The 17,470-nt window shown below is 46.4% G+C and carries 13 protein-coding genes; 4 read left to right on the plus strand and 9 right to left on the minus strand.

The annotated features are described in order from the left end of the window. The first annotated feature begins 36 nt into the window (after nt 1–36). Complete coding sequence (locus ACESLK_RS13455; protein ID WP_373230006.1) at nt 37–420, plus strand: c-type cytochrome; 384 nt, start codon at nt 37–39, stop codon at nt 418–420. Nucleotides 421–1,144: 724 nt separating this feature from the next. On the opposite strand, the gene ACESLK_RS13460 is transcribed toward ACESLK_RS13455, so the two are convergent. From ACESLK_RS13460 to ACESLK_RS13480, 5 genes are all read right to left on the minus strand, one after another. Beyond that, nucleotides 1,145–2,197, minus strand: a complete 1,053-nt coding sequence (locus tag ACESLK_RS13460; RefSeq protein WP_373230007.1) for an ABC transporter substrate-binding protein — start codon at nt 2,195–2,197, stop codon at nt 1,145–1,147. A 54-nt stretch (nt 2,198–2,251) separates the two neighbouring features. Beyond that, the gene (yjfF, locus tag ACESLK_RS13465; protein WP_373230008.1) at nt 2,252–3,220 is read right to left on the minus strand and encodes a galactofuranose ABC transporter, permease protein YjfF; all 969 of its coding nucleotides are present in this window, start codon (nt 3,218–3,220) and stop codon (nt 2,252–2,254) included. Further along, nucleotides 3,213–4,250, minus strand: coding sequence for an ABC transporter permease (locus tag ACESLK_RS13470; protein ID WP_373230009.1), 1,038 nt, complete (start codon nt 4,248–4,250; stop codon nt 3,213–3,215). Before ACESLK_RS13470 ends, yjfF begins: the two co-directional genes overlap by 8 nt. Before the next feature lie 5 nt (nt 4,251–4,255). Then, a complete protein-coding gene (locus tag ACESLK_RS13475; RefSeq protein WP_373230010.1) occupies nt 4,256–5,767 on the minus strand; it encodes a sugar ABC transporter ATP-binding protein in 1,512 nt (503 codons plus the stop codon). 89 nt (nt 5,768–5,856) lie between these two features. Beyond that, nucleotides 5,857–6,915 carry an ABC transporter substrate-binding protein gene (locus ACESLK_RS13480; protein WP_373230011.1) on the minus strand — a complete coding sequence of 353 codons (1,059 nt, stop codon included), beginning with the start codon at nt 6,913–6,915 and terminating at the stop codon, nt 5,857–5,859. Between the two features lie 285 nt (nt 6,916–7,200). On the opposite strand from ACESLK_RS13480, the gene ACESLK_RS13485 reads away from it, so the two are divergent. Genes ACESLK_RS13485 through ACESLK_RS13495 form a run of 3 tightly spaced genes read left to right on the plus strand, consistent with a single transcriptional unit; the run spans nt 7,201 to nt 11,622 of the window. Beyond that, nucleotides 7,201–9,012: a cache domain-containing sensor histidine kinase gene (locus tag ACESLK_RS13485; protein WP_373230012.1), complete on the plus strand. Its 1,812-nt coding sequence runs from the start codon at nt 7,201–7,203 to the stop codon at nt 9,010–9,012. Next, nucleotides 9,009–10,628: a response regulator gene (locus ACESLK_RS13490; protein ID WP_373230013.1), complete on the plus strand. Its 1,620-nt coding sequence runs from the start codon at nt 9,009–9,011 to the stop codon at nt 10,626–10,628. Before ACESLK_RS13485 ends, ACESLK_RS13490 begins: the two co-directional genes overlap by 4 nt. A gap of 1 nt (nt 10,629) precedes the next feature. Next, nucleotides 10,630–11,622 carry a sugar ABC transporter substrate-binding protein gene (locus ACESLK_RS13495; RefSeq protein ID WP_373230014.1) on the plus strand — a complete coding sequence of 331 codons (993 nt, stop codon included), beginning with the start codon at nt 10,630–10,632 and terminating at the stop codon, nt 11,620–11,622. A 67-nt stretch (nt 11,623–11,689) separates the two neighbouring features. On the opposite strand, the gene ACESLK_RS13500 is transcribed toward ACESLK_RS13495, so the two are convergent. The 4 genes from ACESLK_RS13500 to ACESLK_RS13515 all read right to left on the minus strand — a co-directional run bounded on the left by ACESLK_RS13500 (nt 11,690) and on the right by ACESLK_RS13515 (nt 17,399). Continuing rightward, nucleotides 11,690–14,062, minus strand: a complete 2,373-nt coding sequence (locus ACESLK_RS13500; protein WP_373230015.1) for an EAL domain-containing protein — start codon at nt 14,060–14,062, stop codon at nt 11,690–11,692. Nucleotides 14,063–14,236: 174 nt separating this feature from the next. Next, nucleotides 14,237–15,058 (minus strand): carbohydrate ABC transporter permease, encoded by an 822-nt coding sequence (locus ACESLK_RS13505; protein WP_373230017.1) that lies wholly within the window; start codon nt 15,056–15,058, stop codon nt 14,237–14,239. Between the two features lie 14 nt (nt 15,059–15,072). Further along, nucleotides 15,073–15,990, minus strand: coding sequence for a carbohydrate ABC transporter permease (locus ACESLK_RS13510; RefSeq protein WP_373230018.1), 918 nt, complete (start codon nt 15,988–15,990; stop codon nt 15,073–15,075). Nucleotides 15,991–16,076: 86 nt separating this feature from the next. Further along, the gene (locus ACESLK_RS13515) at nt 16,077–17,399 is read right to left on the minus strand and encodes an ABC transporter substrate-binding protein (protein ID WP_373230019.1); all 1,323 of its coding nucleotides are present in this window, start codon (nt 17,397–17,399) and stop codon (nt 16,077–16,079) included. Nucleotides 17,400–17,470: the final 71 nt, after the last annotated feature.

Raw genomic sequence — 17,470 nt, forward strand, 5'->3', positions numbered from 1 at the left:
CTGCTAATGATTCGATTTCAGGGGGTTTTTATGATAATGAAACGGATAGCAACACTACTAAGCCTGATTCTTGTTATAGCAATGACAGGCTGTGGTGGGGGTAATACCAACGAAAATACGACACCGGTCGCTCCTGATACACAGGTTGCACCAACCCCGCCGGCTGCCGACAGTCCCGCTGCAGATACCGTAAATGCTGCAGAAGCCGAAGCTCTCTACAAGAAAAACTGTATCGGTTGTCATGCTGTTGATTTGGGCGGCGGGGCAGGCCCTAATCTACAGCGTACCGGTGCCAACTTGTCAATCGATGAAATCCACAACCGTATCTCTGAAGGCAGAGGCGGAATGCCGGCCTTTGAAGGGAAATTGACAGACGATCAAATTCAAATATTGACACAGTGGTTAGCCTCGAAATCCTAAGACCGTTGCGATAATCATTTCTCCTTCCGGCCGCTGGTGAACTCCACTTGTTTTGATTCCTCTAAAAGGAAACAAGTGGAGTTCAAAGGCGGCGCGTAAACTCTCCAGGAGAAACGATTCTCTTCACTTGGCCTATCCGTAGCTGTAAAACAAAATCTAACACTACATGGCCAGATCAAACCCTCAAAGCCAGATCAAACCTTCAAACGATTAAGACCTTGCGATAATAAGAACGTTCCGAGATTCACGAATCAAAAGTAAAGTTGTCGGTCCTACAAGGAAGCTCCTCAAGTAAACTAGACCTGACTTTCACCGATTAAGGACCTGAGAGGGTTACTACTTAGGTCTTCTAGATACGGAGACTTTTTCTTTGGTATTTTAGGCTCAGTTATCAAATTATGAACAAAAAGTATAAGTGGAATTAACGGCTATTGTGTCTGAAATTTCGTACAGAATTAAGTAGTATGTAATAACAGAGGCTATTGTGTATGAAATTTCATACAGAATTAAGCAGAATGTCGTAGCGGGAGCTATTCTGTATGAAATTTCATACAGAATTAGAATGTTACATAAGTATATCTAATTCAAAACCAAACACACGGCTCATGTCGATCTGGTTATGGATCCGCGGCGCTTGCCGATTTTCCAATACATCTGATTATAAACGCAAAAAGACCCGAGAGAGGTCACTTCTTTTCAAAGTGCCGATCTTTCGGGTCACAGTTTAGTACTTTCGATTGCCCACCTCTTTCTTTGCCATTTCTTCAGTAAATACGCTTTCGGTAGGTACGATTCGTTTCGGTAACGTTCTGCCCTCCATCAACTCTTTGACAGCTTGCATGAGATGCGGGCCAAGCAGCGGATTACACTCAACAATGCAATTGATTTTACCTTCCGCCATTTTCTCGAAAGCTTGTTTCGTTCCGTCAACGGAGATGATTATGATATCTTTCCCTGCTTCGAGCCCGTATTCTTCAATGGCTTCGATAGCCCCAAGCGCCATATCATCATTGTGGGAGAACAGAACGTGAATATCCTTCCCATGCTCCTTTAAGAAGGAGCTCATCACTTTCTTGCCTTCCTCCTTGGTGAAGTTGGCGGGCTCGCTGCCAAGCATGATTAACGGCTCTCGTTCCTTGACTACTTCATGAAAACCTTTGCCCCGCTCTACAGACGGTGCCGATCCAACCGTTCCCTGCAGCTCTACAATACCTGCGGGCTCTGTTCGATCTCTCATTTTGTCTAGCAAGTATTTGCCTGCTTTGCGTCCTTCTTCATAGAAGTCACTGCCGATCAATGTAACGAACAGTGAAGTGTCGCTAACTTCAACGGAACGGTCAAACAGAATAACAGGAATGCCTGCCTGCTTAACTTCCTTTAATATGGGTTCCCAACCGTATTGAATAACCGGAGCGATGGCTATTACATCCACTTTCTGGTCAATAAAAGAATGAATAGCATCAAATTGTTTGGCTTGAGATTGTTCAGCATTCGCGAAAACTAGATCGATACCCGCTTCTTCAGCTGCTGCGTGGATCGACAACGTGTTAGCTTTGCGCCAGTCGCTCTCCGAGCCAAGCTGCGAAAACCCGAGCACAATCTGTTTGTCGGAAGGCAAGCTTTCGGCTGTTGGACTAGCTGTCTCCCAACCATCACCAGAGTTAACACTCGTAGAATGCGGTCCTGTTCCTATTGAAGCCGGCGACTGGCAGCCGGTCAATACGATCATAAAAACCAAAGCAATGAATGTTAAGGGGTTGGACCGTTTGTTATTCATATGACCCCTCCTCGACCTCCATTATACCTGAAAACGGGACATCGTTGCTCTCTATTATTTGCTTCGGACTGTGGATCGCCTAGCACTAAGCAATCTTTGCAGCAAAATAAACAGGAACAGGAGTAAGCCGATAACGATTTTGGTCCACCAGGAGCTCAGCGTACCTTCGAAGCTGATAATGGTCTGGATAACCCCTTGTATCAATACTCCGAATAAAGTACCGACAATATACCCGACGCCGCCGGTCAGAAGGGTACCGCCGATTACAACAGCCGCGATCGCATCCAGCTCCAATCCGACCGCATGCAGGCCGTAACCCGAAAGCATGTAGAATGTGAATACGACGCCGGCAAGCGCGGAACAGAAACCGCTGAACATATAAACCGCTATTTTCGTCCTTCCGACAGGAAGCCCCATCAGCAGAGCGGATTGCTCGCTGCCCCCGAGGGCGTAAGTATTACGGCCGAACCGGGTGTAATGGGCGATATAGATAGCGATGGCAACGACAACTAATGCGATGAGGACGCTGATGGAAACAAAGTTGCCTCCGGGGAGAGAAACCTTCGTCTGCGCGACCTTGGTATAGAATGCGTTATCGATTGTAATGGTATTGATATTGATCACGTAACAGAGTCCCCGGGCCAAGAACATTCCCGCCAGAGTAACGATAAACGGCTGAATCTTAAAGTAATAGATAAGCGCTCCCATGATCCAGCCAAAGAGAGATCCAAAAATCAGCACCAAAGGAATAACGACAGCCGGCGGCCATCCATGCTCTTGGACTAGGCTTGCGGAAATCATCGTTGTCAGGGCAATCATCGAACCAACAGACAGATCGATACCTCCCGAGACGATGACGAACGTCATCCCTACCGCCGCGATAAGCAAGAAGGAATTGTCTATCAGCAAGTTGAACAGAACCTGCAGCGAGAAAAATCCAGTGTAGCGGAATGAACCTGCGGCGAACATTAGGGCAAATAAACCGATTGTTACGAGGATAGGAACATATTTCCGCTTAAGCATGGTGCGTTACCTCCTGCTCACCTGGATAGTTGCGCGTTTTCCAGCGTCTAACCAAGGTTTGACGAAACGTCTCGGACTGGATCAAGCAGACGAGCATGACAACGAACGCTTTAACAACTAGAATAATTTCCGGCGGCACTCCCGTCATATAAATCGTTGTGGTCAGCGTTTGAATAATCAATGCTCCGATCAGGGTGCCGGTTAGATAAAATCGGCCGCCATTAAGGGAGGTTCCCCCGATGACCACGGCCAGTATCGCGTCAAGCTCGTACCACATGCCGGCGTTGTTGCCGTCCGCACTGGAAACGTTGGAGCTTAAGATCAACCCTGCGATACCCGCACAGAAACCGCAAAATATATAAACTGCAATGATAACGACCCTGGATCTTATCCCTGCTAAACGACTCGCAATCGGGTTGCAGCCTACAGATTCGATAAAAAGACCGAGCGCAGTTCTCCGAGTCAGGAGCGTGGCAATAAGGAATACCGCCGCAACTACGAAGATGGAGAAGGGCAGAGTCGCAAGCGCTCCCGACCCGATATAGTTATAGGAAGAGCTATTAACGGTAATGATTTGACCCCCAGTGATCAGTTGCGCGATACCCCGGCCTGCAACCATGAGAATAAGTGTAGCGATAATCGGCTGAATGCCTGCTCCAGCTACCAATAAGCCATTCCAAAGTCCGAGCACAAGAGACAAAACCAATGATATACCTACTGCCAGAAGCACGGCTCCGAGAGCGCTTTGATCGGAGCTCCTGCTAATCGAGAGACATGCCATTGCCCCTGCAATCGCCACAATAGAGCCTACGGATAAGTCGATACCTTTCGTTGCAATGACCAATGTCATGCCAATCGCGACAAGAATCAATGGCGATCCGAAGTTCAGAATATCAATCAAGCTTCCATAGAGATGACCGCCCCTCATTTGTATGGCGAAGAAATCCGGGGAATAGAATAGATTAAACAATAGTAACGCGGCCAGCATAGATAGCGGCCAGAACAAATGATGGTTCAGTATACGATTCATCGTCTTCATCCTCCTGCTATTGCTTGCATGACATCTTGCTGGCTCATTTGCTCTTCGGCCATTTCTTTCACTTTTCTGCGATCGCGCAATACCGCAATCCGATCGCTGACGCGAAGCACCTCTTCCAGTTCTGAGGAAATAAACAGAACAGACATCCCCTTCGTCGATAGGGCAAGCACCAGCTTCTGTATTTCGGCTTTGGCTCCTACATCGATTCCTCTTGTAGGTTCATCTAGAATGAGCAGCTTAGGATCAGTGAGCAGCCACCTTGCAAGAATAACCTTCTGCTGATTGCCCCCGCTTAGATTCTTAATCAATTGCTCCGGATTAGGAGGATTGATGTTAAGTGCCTTGATATACTCATCCGTCATCTCGTCTTGACGCTTCCGCGATAAAGTTCGGAACCAGCCCTGAGTCGCTTGCAATGCAAGAATAATGTTCTCGCGCACGGAGAGCTCATCGATGATTCCCTCCGTCTTCCTATTCTCCGGACAGAAAGCGACTCCATTATCTATAGCCTGCCTAGGCGAATGCACACCCTTAGCGGAATCCCCGATTTGAAGCTTTCCTTGATCTGCACGATCTGCACCGAATAGAAGCCTTGCGAGCTCAGTCCGTCCCGAGCCAAGCAGTCCAGCAAGCCCGATAACCTCCCCTTTTTGAATGGTCAGATCAAAAGGAGCTATTGCACCCTTGCGACCGAGAGCACTGGCCTCAACCATGACCTCCCCTGTTATCGAACGGCTCTTCCCTTCCGTCTTAGGCAGCTCTTCTAGCATATGAAGGGCTTTCCCTATCATTTTTGAAACCAATTCTATCCGGGGGAGCTCATCTGCAAGATACTCCCCGACAAACTCTCCATTGCGGAGAATGGTTATTCGATCAGAAATTTCATACACCTGGTCCAGGAAATGCGTAACGAATAGAATCGCTAACCCTTCGCTCTTCAGCTTGTTCATGACTCCGAATAGCTGCTGAACCTCGTTGCGATCCAAGCTTGAGGTCGGTTCATCGAGAATGAGCACTTTAGCTGACGTATTAAGCGCTCTAGCAATGGCAACCAATTGCTGAATCGCTACGGAATAGGATTGTAACGGAAGCGTGACATCAATCTGAAGCTGAAGCCGATCCCACAATAATCGCTGCGCTCGGCTGTTCATTTCTTTCCATAGAATTCGACCGAAACGACGGGGCTCACGCCCGATGAAGATGTTCTCCGCAACGGACAAGTTCGGGCACAAGTTAACTTCCTGGTATACGGTACTAATGCCGATCGCCTGAGCTTCTTGTGGACTATGAACCGTAATTTTCTGATTTTCAAGCTCGATATTTCCTTGATCGATGACGTAGACGCCAGTCAATACTTTAATAAGGGTTGATTTGCCTGCCCCGTTCTCTCCCATCAAGGCATGTACTTCGCCCGCGTACAAACGGAAGTTTACTCCGGATAGCGCCTTGACCCCTGGAAATCGCTTGTGAATATTCGTCATTTGCAAGATCGGCTGACTCTCCCTCATTTAATCCTCTCCCCCATTGAAGAGAAAAAACCACCCCGAAGGCACATCGGCTGGTGGAGTGGTTTAATCTCCTTACATGAATATAGGTATTAGTACTGGCGGTTCGGCAGCTCTCTCTTCGCATCTTCCGAAGTAAATACGCCTTCTTCAGTCACGATCCGTTTCGGAATTTCTTTACCTGCCAGCACATCGTTGACCGCTTGCATCAATTGAGGTCCAAGCAACGGGTTACATTCGACGATAAAATTGATCTTTCCTTCGCTTGCAGCAACGAATCCATCTTTAACTCCGTCGATGGAGATGATAATAATGTCTTCGCCCGGCTTCAAACCTGCGGCTTCAATCGCTTGTATCGCTCCTAGCGCCATATCATCGTTGTGCGCATATAACACATCAATATCCTTGTTCGCCTTCAAGAACGCTTGCATGACCTCTTTGCCTTTAGCACGCGTGAATTCCGCCGTTTGCGATGCAATAACCTTCAGATTCGCGCTGCTCTTGATCGTTTCCTCGAAGCCTGCTTTGCGGTCAATCGCCGGTGCTGAGCCTGTTGTGCCCTGCAGCTCAACAATGTTCACGTCACCCTTCTCATCCTTGAATTTGTCCACTAGCCATTTACCTGCACGGCGTCCTTCTTCCACGAAGTCCGAGCCGATGAAGGTGACATACAACGATGTGTCTTTGGAATCAACGGCACGGTCGGTCAGAATAACCGGGATACCCGCATCCTTCGCTTCCTTCAGCACTGTGTCCCAACCGGATTCAACGACTGGAGAAAACGAAATGACGTCAACTTTTTGTTGAATATATGAACGTATCGCTTTGATTTGGTTCTCTTGTTTTTGTTGAGCATCAGAAAATTTCAGGTCAAAGCCCGCTTCCGCCGCGGATTCTTGAACAGATTTCGTATTGGCGGATCTCCAGCCGCTCTCCGCGCCGACTTGAGCAAAGCCTAGTGTAACTTTCTTGTCTGCTGCAGGAGCTGCAGCGGATTCGCTTGGACTCGCTTTCTCGCCTTGAGCTGGTGCAGCCGCACTCGATGATGGGCTTGCGTTGTTGTTGCTGTTATTGCCTCCGCAAGCAGTGACAATAAGCATAAGGATAACGAGAATGGCAAGCATATACCCCGATTTTCTTACTTGAATCATTGTTTTCATTCCTCCCCTTGTATCACCAGTTGCTGGTGTGAGGTCATTATAGAACGCTTTCATAATGGCAGGATACGGAGTTCTATGGGAGTTCGATTTGATTTTTTGGCTATTTTCGATTCTTGTCTAAACTTTGGTTTGTTTTTTTGTTTGGAAGTTACACTTTTATCGTTGTGGTTGCGTTTTCATAGAATCGTCTTCCCTTATTTGCTATAGTGAAGTAACATAAAATATCTTGAAATTGGGACGGCTTCACAACTTCCATCGAAAGGTCTTAAATCGCCCATGAAGCTTATGAGATGGATATTCTCCAGCTTGCGAGCCAAGCTGCTTACCTTGTTCGTTATCTTGACTACAATCCCGTTAGTAACAATCGGCTTGGTTTCTTATCAGAAGTCCTTCAATACTGTGTCTGGTCATAGCAAAGCAGCAACCATGCTCGTTGCAGACCAGCTTGGCCGTGATATAGACGTTTTGTTCCAAGACACCGGCAAGCTGCTGGAGCTTGAGAAGAATCCCTCTGTTCTTCACTATTTATTTTCCCAAGTCGATACCTATGAGGATGCCAAGGAAATATTGAAAACGTTCGATTTGTACCGAGAAACCTACAAATATGACAGCGTTCTCAATATTACGATGGTCAATCTCTATGGCAGAGGGATCAGCGAGCGCAAAGGAGTGTTTCAGCTCGACAAAAACCCCCTGCGCAACCCGCATTTCCTCCATTTGGTCAATCATCCTAATGCGGTATTGAATATTCCACCTTCGGAGGCTTCGCCGCTTGATCGAGTGGACCAATTTCAATACCCGGAAAAGAACGTCATCTCACTTATGGCTACAGTCAAACAGCGGATAACCCATGAAGTTATCGGATTCATCATTATCGATTTGGATGATTCCGTCGTTGAGCAATTTATTGATACGGTTTCCATTGGTAAAACCGGCTTTTTCTATGTGGTCAATCCAGCTGGGGATCCGATTTTCACACCATCCCGCATACAAAGGTCTGGACAGACGCTTCAACCCTTCGATCTAACGCATAGGTCCTCTGAGCCGCGCGGTGGATTTGTGGACCGATCTGTAGATAAGACACATTTCGTTGTGTATACCACATCCGAAGCGACCGGTTGGAAAATCGTCGGGCTTGTCCCCCTTCAAGAAATCGTCGCAGAGGCGAACGAAATTCGCCAGCTCATTATCGTTAGCGTTGCGCTTAGCATTTTGTTTACCATTACCGCGTATTTCTTTATCACGAGACGGCTCACCTATCCGGTACAGCTATTGAAGAACAAAATGCGTCAGGCCGCATCAGGCTACCTGGAAGCAAAGGTGAAACCGTCAGGCCAAGATGAAATCGCCGACCTCGGGAACAGCTTTAACATCATGCTAGAGAAAATAAAAATGCTGCTCCAGCAAAGTATCGAAGAGCAGGAGCATATTCAGAAAGCGGAGCTGCGGACGCTCCAAGCTCAGATTAATCCCCATTTCCTTTACAATACGCTTGACTCTATTATCTGGACAGCGGAAGCCGGTAAGAACAAGGACGTGATTCAGCTTGTACAGGCGCTCTCGAAATTTTTCCGTACCAGCTTAAATAAAGGACGAGATTGGATTCGTTTAGAGCAAGAGTTGGATCATGTTCGGAGCTATCTCGTCATTCAGCAGATGCGTTACCGCGATATTCTCCATTACGAGCTGGAAGTTGAACCGAGCCTATCTACGCTCTACATTCTGAAGATGACTTTGCAGCCTATTGTGGAAAATGCTTTATACCATGGAATTAAGAACAAACGGGGCAAAGGGCTCATTCGAATTACTGGGCACGCAATTGAAGAGGATCATATGGTGCTCCTCATCAAGGATAATGGCATCGGGATGAGTAATGAAAAGCTGGAGCAATTAAGAGAACAGTTGAATAAGGAACGGTTGCCGAATGAAACGGGTGATGAAGTATCCGGCGGTTTCGGTCTGCACAACGTTCACCAAAGAATTCGGCTCTATTATGGAGACCGTTATGGTGTACAAATAGATAGCGTTGACCAAGTTGGCACTACGATCACCATTCGAATTCCGGTAAAGGGGGGCATGCCGTCATGAAGAAAGTTATGCTAGTGGACGATGAAATCCTCATCCGCGAAAATATCCGGGATTGTGTGGATTGGGAGAAGGAAGGCTTTATTTATTGCGGAGATGCTTCCGACGGTGAAGTCGCCCTGCCGATGATTGAACAACTTATGCCGGACATTCTTATTACCGATATCAAGATGCCATTCATGAACGGATTGGAATTATGTACCATTGTGCGTCAGAGAATGCCGAGAACCAAGATTATTATCTTAAGCGGGCACGATGAGTTCGAATACGCAAGGTCTGCCTTGCGGATCGGAGTTGAAGAATACTGCCTGAAGCCTGTGACTTCTACGGACATTATTCAGTTACTCCACACCGTAAGCGACAAGATAGATCAAGAGCGGTTGGAGCTGGAGCGAATTGAGAGGTTAAAAAAGAACGAAAGTGATCAGATCTCTCTGTCGCAAGAAAAGCTGCTAGATGACCTATGTTCCGGATTGATCACTACGACAGAAGCGATTCACTCTGCTTCCTCTCTCTCGTTTAACCTTATAGCCCGTTATTATGCGGTTGCACTTTCGGATATTCGGTGTTTAGAGAACACAACATCCATCGTAGCCGACCTTGTTCATAAGGTGGAGAATCTACTCTATGAGCAATTAGGTGAGCTCGTAAGTCCCCTAGTCTACAAAAGAAACCGCACAGAAAAGGTATGGATCTTCAAAGGCGACTCTAAGGAGCAGCTGCAAATCACTTTAAATCAGCTGCAAAACGAATATAAAGTTACAGTTGAGAACCGTATGGCTTGTACAATTGCCATTGGCATCGGGAGCATTCAAGATCGTCTTCAAGGCATTCACCTTTCCTTTCTCGATGCCGAGGAAGATAAGCATTGGCGCCGTCAATCCTTGCTGAACAGCCGCGCATTCAGTGAGGCCATTGGGATGTCCTTGGATCATTCTGCATTCCTGGATCGTAACCGATTCCTTGAATTCTTGACGCTAGGCTCAGCATCTCAGCTGGAATCGTTCCTCCATCCGTTTACCGACAAGCTGCAAGCTGTTCAATGGCAGTCGTCTTTGTATGGCTACTACATTCTGAATGATTTAACCTTGGAAGTGTTCCGAGCAGCCAAAGAAATGTATCGTTCGGTGGAAATCTCTGAAGAAACTCTGCTTAAGTGTCAGCAAAGGATTGGGAAAATTCGCTCCCAAGAGGAAGCTTGTGATTATCTGGCTAAGCTTGCGGAGCATTTCTGGCTGTGGCGCTCGGGCTCCTCGGATCGGTACGCTGAAATGATCTCCCAGGTGAAGGATTATCTTCATCTTAACTTCGACAAGGATTATTTATCACTTCAGGAAGCGGCCAAGCATGTTCGGGTCAGTCCAAGCCACCTTAGCAAAGTCTTTAGTCAGGAAACGGGTCAAACCTTCATGAACTACTTGACGAATACAAGAATACGCAAAGCGATGGAGCTCCTTCAATCCACGAACCACAAATCTTATGAGATCGCTCATCAAGTCGGGTACAACGACGCTCACTATTTCTCTAATTTATTCAAGAAGGTGACGGGGATGACGACCACGGAGTTTCGAAAACAAGGGCAAGTCAGTGGAGAATCCGATACAGGAGAAGGAGAATAGCATGACAACAAGGATTCAGTCTGGCGTTAAGGCCATTGTATTTCCCCTGTTATCGATGTTCCTGCTATTCTGTATGGCTGGATGTATATGGGAGACAAACTCGACGCCTCCATCCAAAACTATTACACCAACTACAGTAAAACAGGATGCACCTATTCGAACTTTAGGGATTATCTATCCGATGGCGCATCCCTTCTATGAGATGATTACCCGATTTGCGGAGGAAGCCGCCAAGGCTTATCCGGTACAGCTTATTGTCAAAGCTCCAGACGAAGCCAATCTGGAACAGCAAATTCGAATTATGGAAACCATGATCAAACAAGGAGTCGACGGAATCGCGATTGACCCCGTTGATGCGGATGCTCTTTCCCCTGTTATCAATAAGGCTGTCCAAGCGGGTATTCCTGTCGTTTGCTTCGAATCGGATTCACCCCAGAGCAATCGGCTGGCCTTCATTGGGACGAACAATATTCAAGCCGGGGCAAGAATGGGCAAGGTTATTGATGAATTGTTAAATGGCAGGGGAATGATCCTCGTAGAGACTGGCATGTCCAAGATGAAAAGCTTAAGTGAGCGTTTAGAAGGAATGCTGGACTACATCAATACACAAACAGCTATCCAGGTACTGGAAGTTCGTTATAATGAAGGCAATGATACACAGGCCCTAAGCGATCTAGAAACAATGATCGATGCCCACCCCCACTTCGACGCTTTTGTAGCCCTTGATTTCGTCTCTGGTTCGACCTCTATTCTCGTATGGAAGGCCAAAGGTTTAAACCGCTATGCGATCACCTACGGAATGATGCCCGAAATCAAAGAGGCAATTCAAAACGGACAGATTACGTCAGCCGTCTCCCAGAACGAGCAGAAATGGGGCAGTCGGATCGTGGACCTGCTATATCAAGCTTCCCAAGGCACGAAGATTCCCGTGTACGATGACACGGGAACGGTTGAAATCACAATAAATAATGTGGAAAGCCTTGATCTCCAGTAAAAGGACGATAACTCTTCTCCAGCATTTTACGAACCAGCGAGCCGATATAATATCGGAAATGCGATAGTCATTCCTTGACCGGGAACTCGGCTTTGACCAAGCCGGGAATTCTTTCGGCCGAGACCGGTTTGCTTAACAGGTAGCCTTGAATCTGATCGCAGGAATTGTCGCGCAGATAACGGAATTGCTCTAGCGTTTCGACGCCCTCCGCAACCGTAATGATCTGCAATCGGTTAGCCATTTCGATCAAGGCCGAGACCACGACCTGGCTCCGTTCGTTGTTTTCCAGCTGGTCGATCAGCGTTTTGTCAAGCTTGATGCACTGAATCGGCAATTGGCTAAGATATTTCATGGAAGAGTATCCTGCTCCAAAATCGTCAACGGAAATCATGAAACCCATACTTCTTAGTTTGACTAGTGAATCGACGACTTTCTCGAACTTCTCGATCGCTGTGCTTTCCGTAATTTCTAACTCGAAGCACCGGGGATCGACTTTCTCCTCAGAGAAAATCCGATGAACGCGTTCTACAAAATCGGGCTGCATAAGCTGGACGCCGGAGATGTTAACAGCGACAATCATAGGCAAGTCCGCCGCCTGTTTATGCCAAGCGTTGACCTGCTGGCAGGCGGATCTTATGACCCATTCGCCGATATCGCGGATCAGACCAGTTGATTCCGCGATCGGAATAAACTCGGAGGGCGATACTTGTCCGAGCTTCGGATGAGTCCAACGCAGCAGCGCTTCCACACCGACCATGCATCTTCGTTTGACATCCCATTTCGGCTGATAATGCAGTGTTAATTCCCCATTCCCTGCAGCGTTCTGCAGCGAATGTTCAACAAGCAATCTTCGGCTCCGCAACGATTCAATCGATTCCGAATACCACTGGATATTATTTCTGCCGCTTTCTTTCACGTCCAGCATGGCGGCATCGGAGGACTTCAGAAGTTGGCTGGGTTCAGTTCCGTGCTCCGGATAAAGGCTGATGCCGATACTCACGGAAATCGTCACTTTCTGGCCGTCAAGCTCATAAGGCTGCCCAAGCGTTTCTTTGATTTTTATCGCCAATTGTTCGACTTGAACGGAGATGGCGGGCTGCTCAGACAGCAGACAAAATTCGTCCCCACCCAGCCGACAGAGAAAATCTCCCCTCTTCAGACACTGCTTAAGGCGATGGGCTATTTGCATTAAAAGTAAATCTCCCTTTTCATGTCCCCATGTATCGTTTATCCGTTTAAAGCGGTCCAAATCAATGAATAGGATAGCAAAATGTGAGTGATATCCGATACTTTTCTCCAAATGCTTGAAAAAGGCTTTACGATTCGGAAGACCGGTCAGAACGTCATGATCGGCTTGGTATTGAATCGCGGATTGCGCATGCTCAAGAGACACCATCATTCGGTTAAATGATTTTTCCAGCTGCGTAATTTCGTCTTTACCGGATTCTTGGACGCGCAAGGAGAATCCCTGTGTACTCTCGATCTCACTCATTCTGACAATCGCCCGTTTCAACCGTTTAAAAATCGTTCGCCGAAAGACATATATGATCAAGAGAAAAAACGAGAAACCGGAAAGAGTGAAATAGATTAAATAAAACCATGTGTTCTTCTGCGCCTGATCAAATAGTTCTCGCGATTGCGAAAATTTCAGGATCATTGCAGGTTTATGCTCATAGTCGGACAAAAGCGCATAGGAGGTAATCGACGTCTTATCGGTAACCGTCCAAAACGGAAGAGCTTCTTTACCTGTACCGATTAAGGTTTCCGAATGGCTTGGCAGAGAAAAGGACGGACTCGCCAGCTCGTACGAAAGCTTCATATCCGCTTTCTCGGAAATGTATTGGATGTAGTTGTCATCCAGATAACGCGCGAAAACGAGGGTCCCGTGAACGGGCCCTTTATTATCGCTGGTTAGAATTGGATACGAAGCAAGCATAATCGGTTGGTTATCCACTACGATGAGTCCTTCATTGCGGGAATTCTCGTCTTGATGGTTAAGCAAAGCAGGATGATCAATCACTAATGCATCGATAAAGGCTTGGGGATAGGGAAACAGTCGATTGTTTACGTAATCGTATGCTTTGCCGAAATAAATCTCCTCTTGGTTATTCATGAGGAGGGTAACATTCAGTCGACTGGATTCAAACAAAGAATCGGGGTAATTCACCGTTAAATAAAGATCATTCGGGTCCGGGATCTTAGGCCTTTCCACAAAATGATAGGTATCGTCCCATCCCCCATAATTGATGGTGATCGATCCAAGATTTCTATATTCGTCATAATAAGCAAGAAGAACCCGCTTCATGCCCTCACGCGAATTGTTCAGTTCCATCGTTTCGTAATTGCGCAGCAACGCTCTCTCGGAAATCAGATACAGCAGCGTAAGCATGCAAAAGGTAGTCAAACCTACGTATATCATAATTTTCAGCTTCAACGACATGTCAGAATCTACTCCTGATGAATTCGACTTGTTGTATAATTGCAACGCTATCATAATTGCCTACGCTTACATTTCCAATTCGACGTGGATCGGCAAAATCCCTTCTGACTTGCGGGCATTAATGGCCATACGAAAAAAAACTGCCGCAAACTGCGACAGCTTTTACTTCTCAGTCTATCCTTTCACGGACCCAGCCGTAATTCCGCTTACGAACTGCTTCTGCAAACCGACGAATACCGCGATAACAGGCAGGGATGCCAAGACCACTGCAGCGAACATGATCGGATAATTCGTTAAATATCGACCCATGTATTTAGACAAACCTAAGGAGATCGTCTTAAGCTCTTCACTGCGGATGTATAACAAAGGGTTATAAAAATCATTCCAAATGGTGAGCAGATTCAGTATGAGCACGGTACTGATAGCTGGCTTGCAAAGAGGTAAGATGACCCTCGAGAATGCCTGAAATTCTGTACATCCATCGATGATCGCCGCTTCATCAAGCTCACGCGGGATCGTACGGAAAAATCCGCTTAATATAAAGATAGAAAAGCCTAAAGTTGAGGCAATGTAGATGATAATAACAGATGATCTCGTATTAACCAGCCCCAGCCTCGCCATCATGATATACGTAGGAATCATGACCGCTTGAGCGGGTACAATGATCCCAAATACGAAATAAATATAAATTTTATTACCCCATTTAAATCCTTGCCTCGTAATCGCATAAGCCGTTAAAGTACTGAGCATTAAAGCAACCACTATTGAAACAAATGAAATGTATGCCGTGTTCTTGAAGTACACAAGCATATTCCCTTGAATCAACGCTTCATAGAAATTACGGAACACCGGCTCGCTCGGAACCGAGTAAGGGTTGTTGAACAGTTCGCTTGAAGTCTTAAAGGCACCGAAAAATACAATAGCAAGCGGTGTTAAGATCGCTAAAGCAAAGAGGAACAAAAGCACATATTGTAATGGCAGCAGCTTGTCTTTCATTCTGAACCCTCCTCTCAATCTAGTTCCTGAGCACGGAATAATCGAATTTGTACGAATCCCACAACCATAATGATTAACAACAGGATTAACGACATCGCGGAAGCATAGCCCATTTCGCCATAGGTGAAACCGGTCTTATAAATCAGGGTTCCAAGCACAACCGTGTAATCGCTGACCGGCCCGCCAGGCGGCGTCATAATATAAATTAAATCAAAAACCTTCAAACTCCCCGTCGTGGAGAGTACAACGTTCATCATAATGGCCGGCATCAGCAAGGGTAATGTGATGTTCTTGAATTTGCTGAATCTGCCCGCTCCGTCTATTTCGGCTGCCTCGTACAAAGAATTCGGAATTGTAAGCAGACCGGCGATAAAAATAACCATGGAATACCCTACGTACTGCCATGCGTTAATAAACGCGATCGAGAACAGAGCAGTCGAACGATCTCCAAGCCAGTTATGCGATAAAGAATCGAGACCGACAGCTCCCAAGAAGGAGTTCACAAAACCGTTCAGCGGGTCGAACATGTAAGACCAAACCAAGGCCAACGTCACGTTAGAGAGAACGACCGGCAGCAGGAATACGGTCTTGAAGACATTGCTTCCTCTAATCTTCTTGACCAGAATCAAAGCGAATACAAGAGCCAATGTCAACTGAATTACAACGACGATAACCATATAAACCATGTTGTGCCATAACGCCCCGTTGAATTCCTTATCATCCGTAATTAACCGAATAAAGTTGTCGAAACCGACAAAGGTCATGGCCGAATTTTTACCGCCGTTCCATTCATAGAAGCTTAAATAGACATCCCCGAGAATTGGCAGCATAAAAAAAAGGGTGTAAATGATTAATGCTGGAACTGTAAATAGGAGCAGTATGATATCTCTCTTCCGGCGACCGGCATTGTTACGAACGGATTTTGCCTTCATCTTACCACCTTTTATCCAATGAATTCATAAGGTTCAAGATGCTTTTGGCGATCTTGAACCTTATGTGGGGTTTATTAATTTATTTCTTATTTTTTAGCATCATCAATGGCTTTTTGGATTTCTGCAAGTGCTTCGTCCAAAGCCAAACCGGCTAAATATTTATTTACGCCTTCTAGAATTTTCACTTGCAAAGACTCGGTAGAAACCGTATGAGGCCAGTATAAGGTAGCATCTTCGCGAGTTACGACAGACGCGACTTTGTTGACGATTGCGTTATCCACTTTCGCATCGGCAACGGATGGAACCGCGAGAGCGCCGACCGCCATTTTCTCTTGATTTGCTTTACTGTTCATGAAGGCAAGGAATTTCTTTGCCTCTTCCGGATGCTTGGTGTTCGCGTTAATGACGCGGTAAGTTCCGACATTAATATTCGGCACAGTTTTGTCTTTGCCTGGGACCATCATGAAATCAATGTCATTGTCGGGATTACGTTCTATAATGCTGGATATATCCCATGTACCCGTTATAATCATAGCCGCTTTACCTTGACCTACCAGGTCTTTGGATTGCTCATGCTTCATCCCGGTCCAATCTTTCGGCACGTATCCTTTATCAATAAGCTCTTTATGTTTACTAATCGCATCGACGAAGATCGGATCCGTAATTTTGACTTCGCCGCTTTCCAGCTTTTTCGTCCAATCTGCATTCGCGCCATTGTTAGACATGAGGGAGCCCCAGAAGAATTGCGGAACCCACCATTCGGAGTCCATGGCAATCGGAGTAATGCCTTTTTGTTTCAATGCTTCACAAACTGCGATGAATTCATCCCACGTTTGTGGAACTTTTAACCCATTTGCTTCGAACAACGTTTTGTTGTACAGCAATCCGTCGCTGTGCATAAGCTCGGGAGCGCCATATACTTTCCCATCAATGGTTACCGGCGCAAGGGAGCTCGGCAGGAAAGCACTCAGGAATTCGGACCCTGTCAGATCTAGATATACATTGTCATCCAGAGCTTTGAATTCAGCGAAGAGGCTGGGGGACCAAGTATCGAATACGTCCATTTTCTCTCCGCCGAGCAGACGGGTTTTGATCCCTGCCGTATAGTTAGCGTTCTGGATAAAATCGGTTTCGATTTTGATTCCCGGATTTGCAGCTTCAAATTGTTTGATCGCTTCATAGTAAGCATTACCTGCTTGTGCTGTATCGAGTTGATAACTGGAGTAACGAAGCGTCACTTGCTCGCCTGATGATGCTTCCTTGCTGGGTTCGGCGCTAGGAGAGCTTTCCGCTGCTGAGCTGGTTGTTGGTTTTTCAGATGAATTCGAATCCTTATTCCCGCCGCAAGCTGTCAATGAGATGACAATCACCAATGCCAGAAGCGCCAATAATCCTTTTGTTTTAACCATGTTTTCTTATATCCCCTCTCTGGTAACCTTTTCTTTACAATCTTGATTATACGTAAATCATTCCTTTACCT

Origin of the sequence: Cohnella sp., assembly GCF_041640265.1 — a bacterium.
GTDB lineage: Bacteria > Bacillota > Bacilli > Paenibacillales > Paenibacillaceae > Cohnella.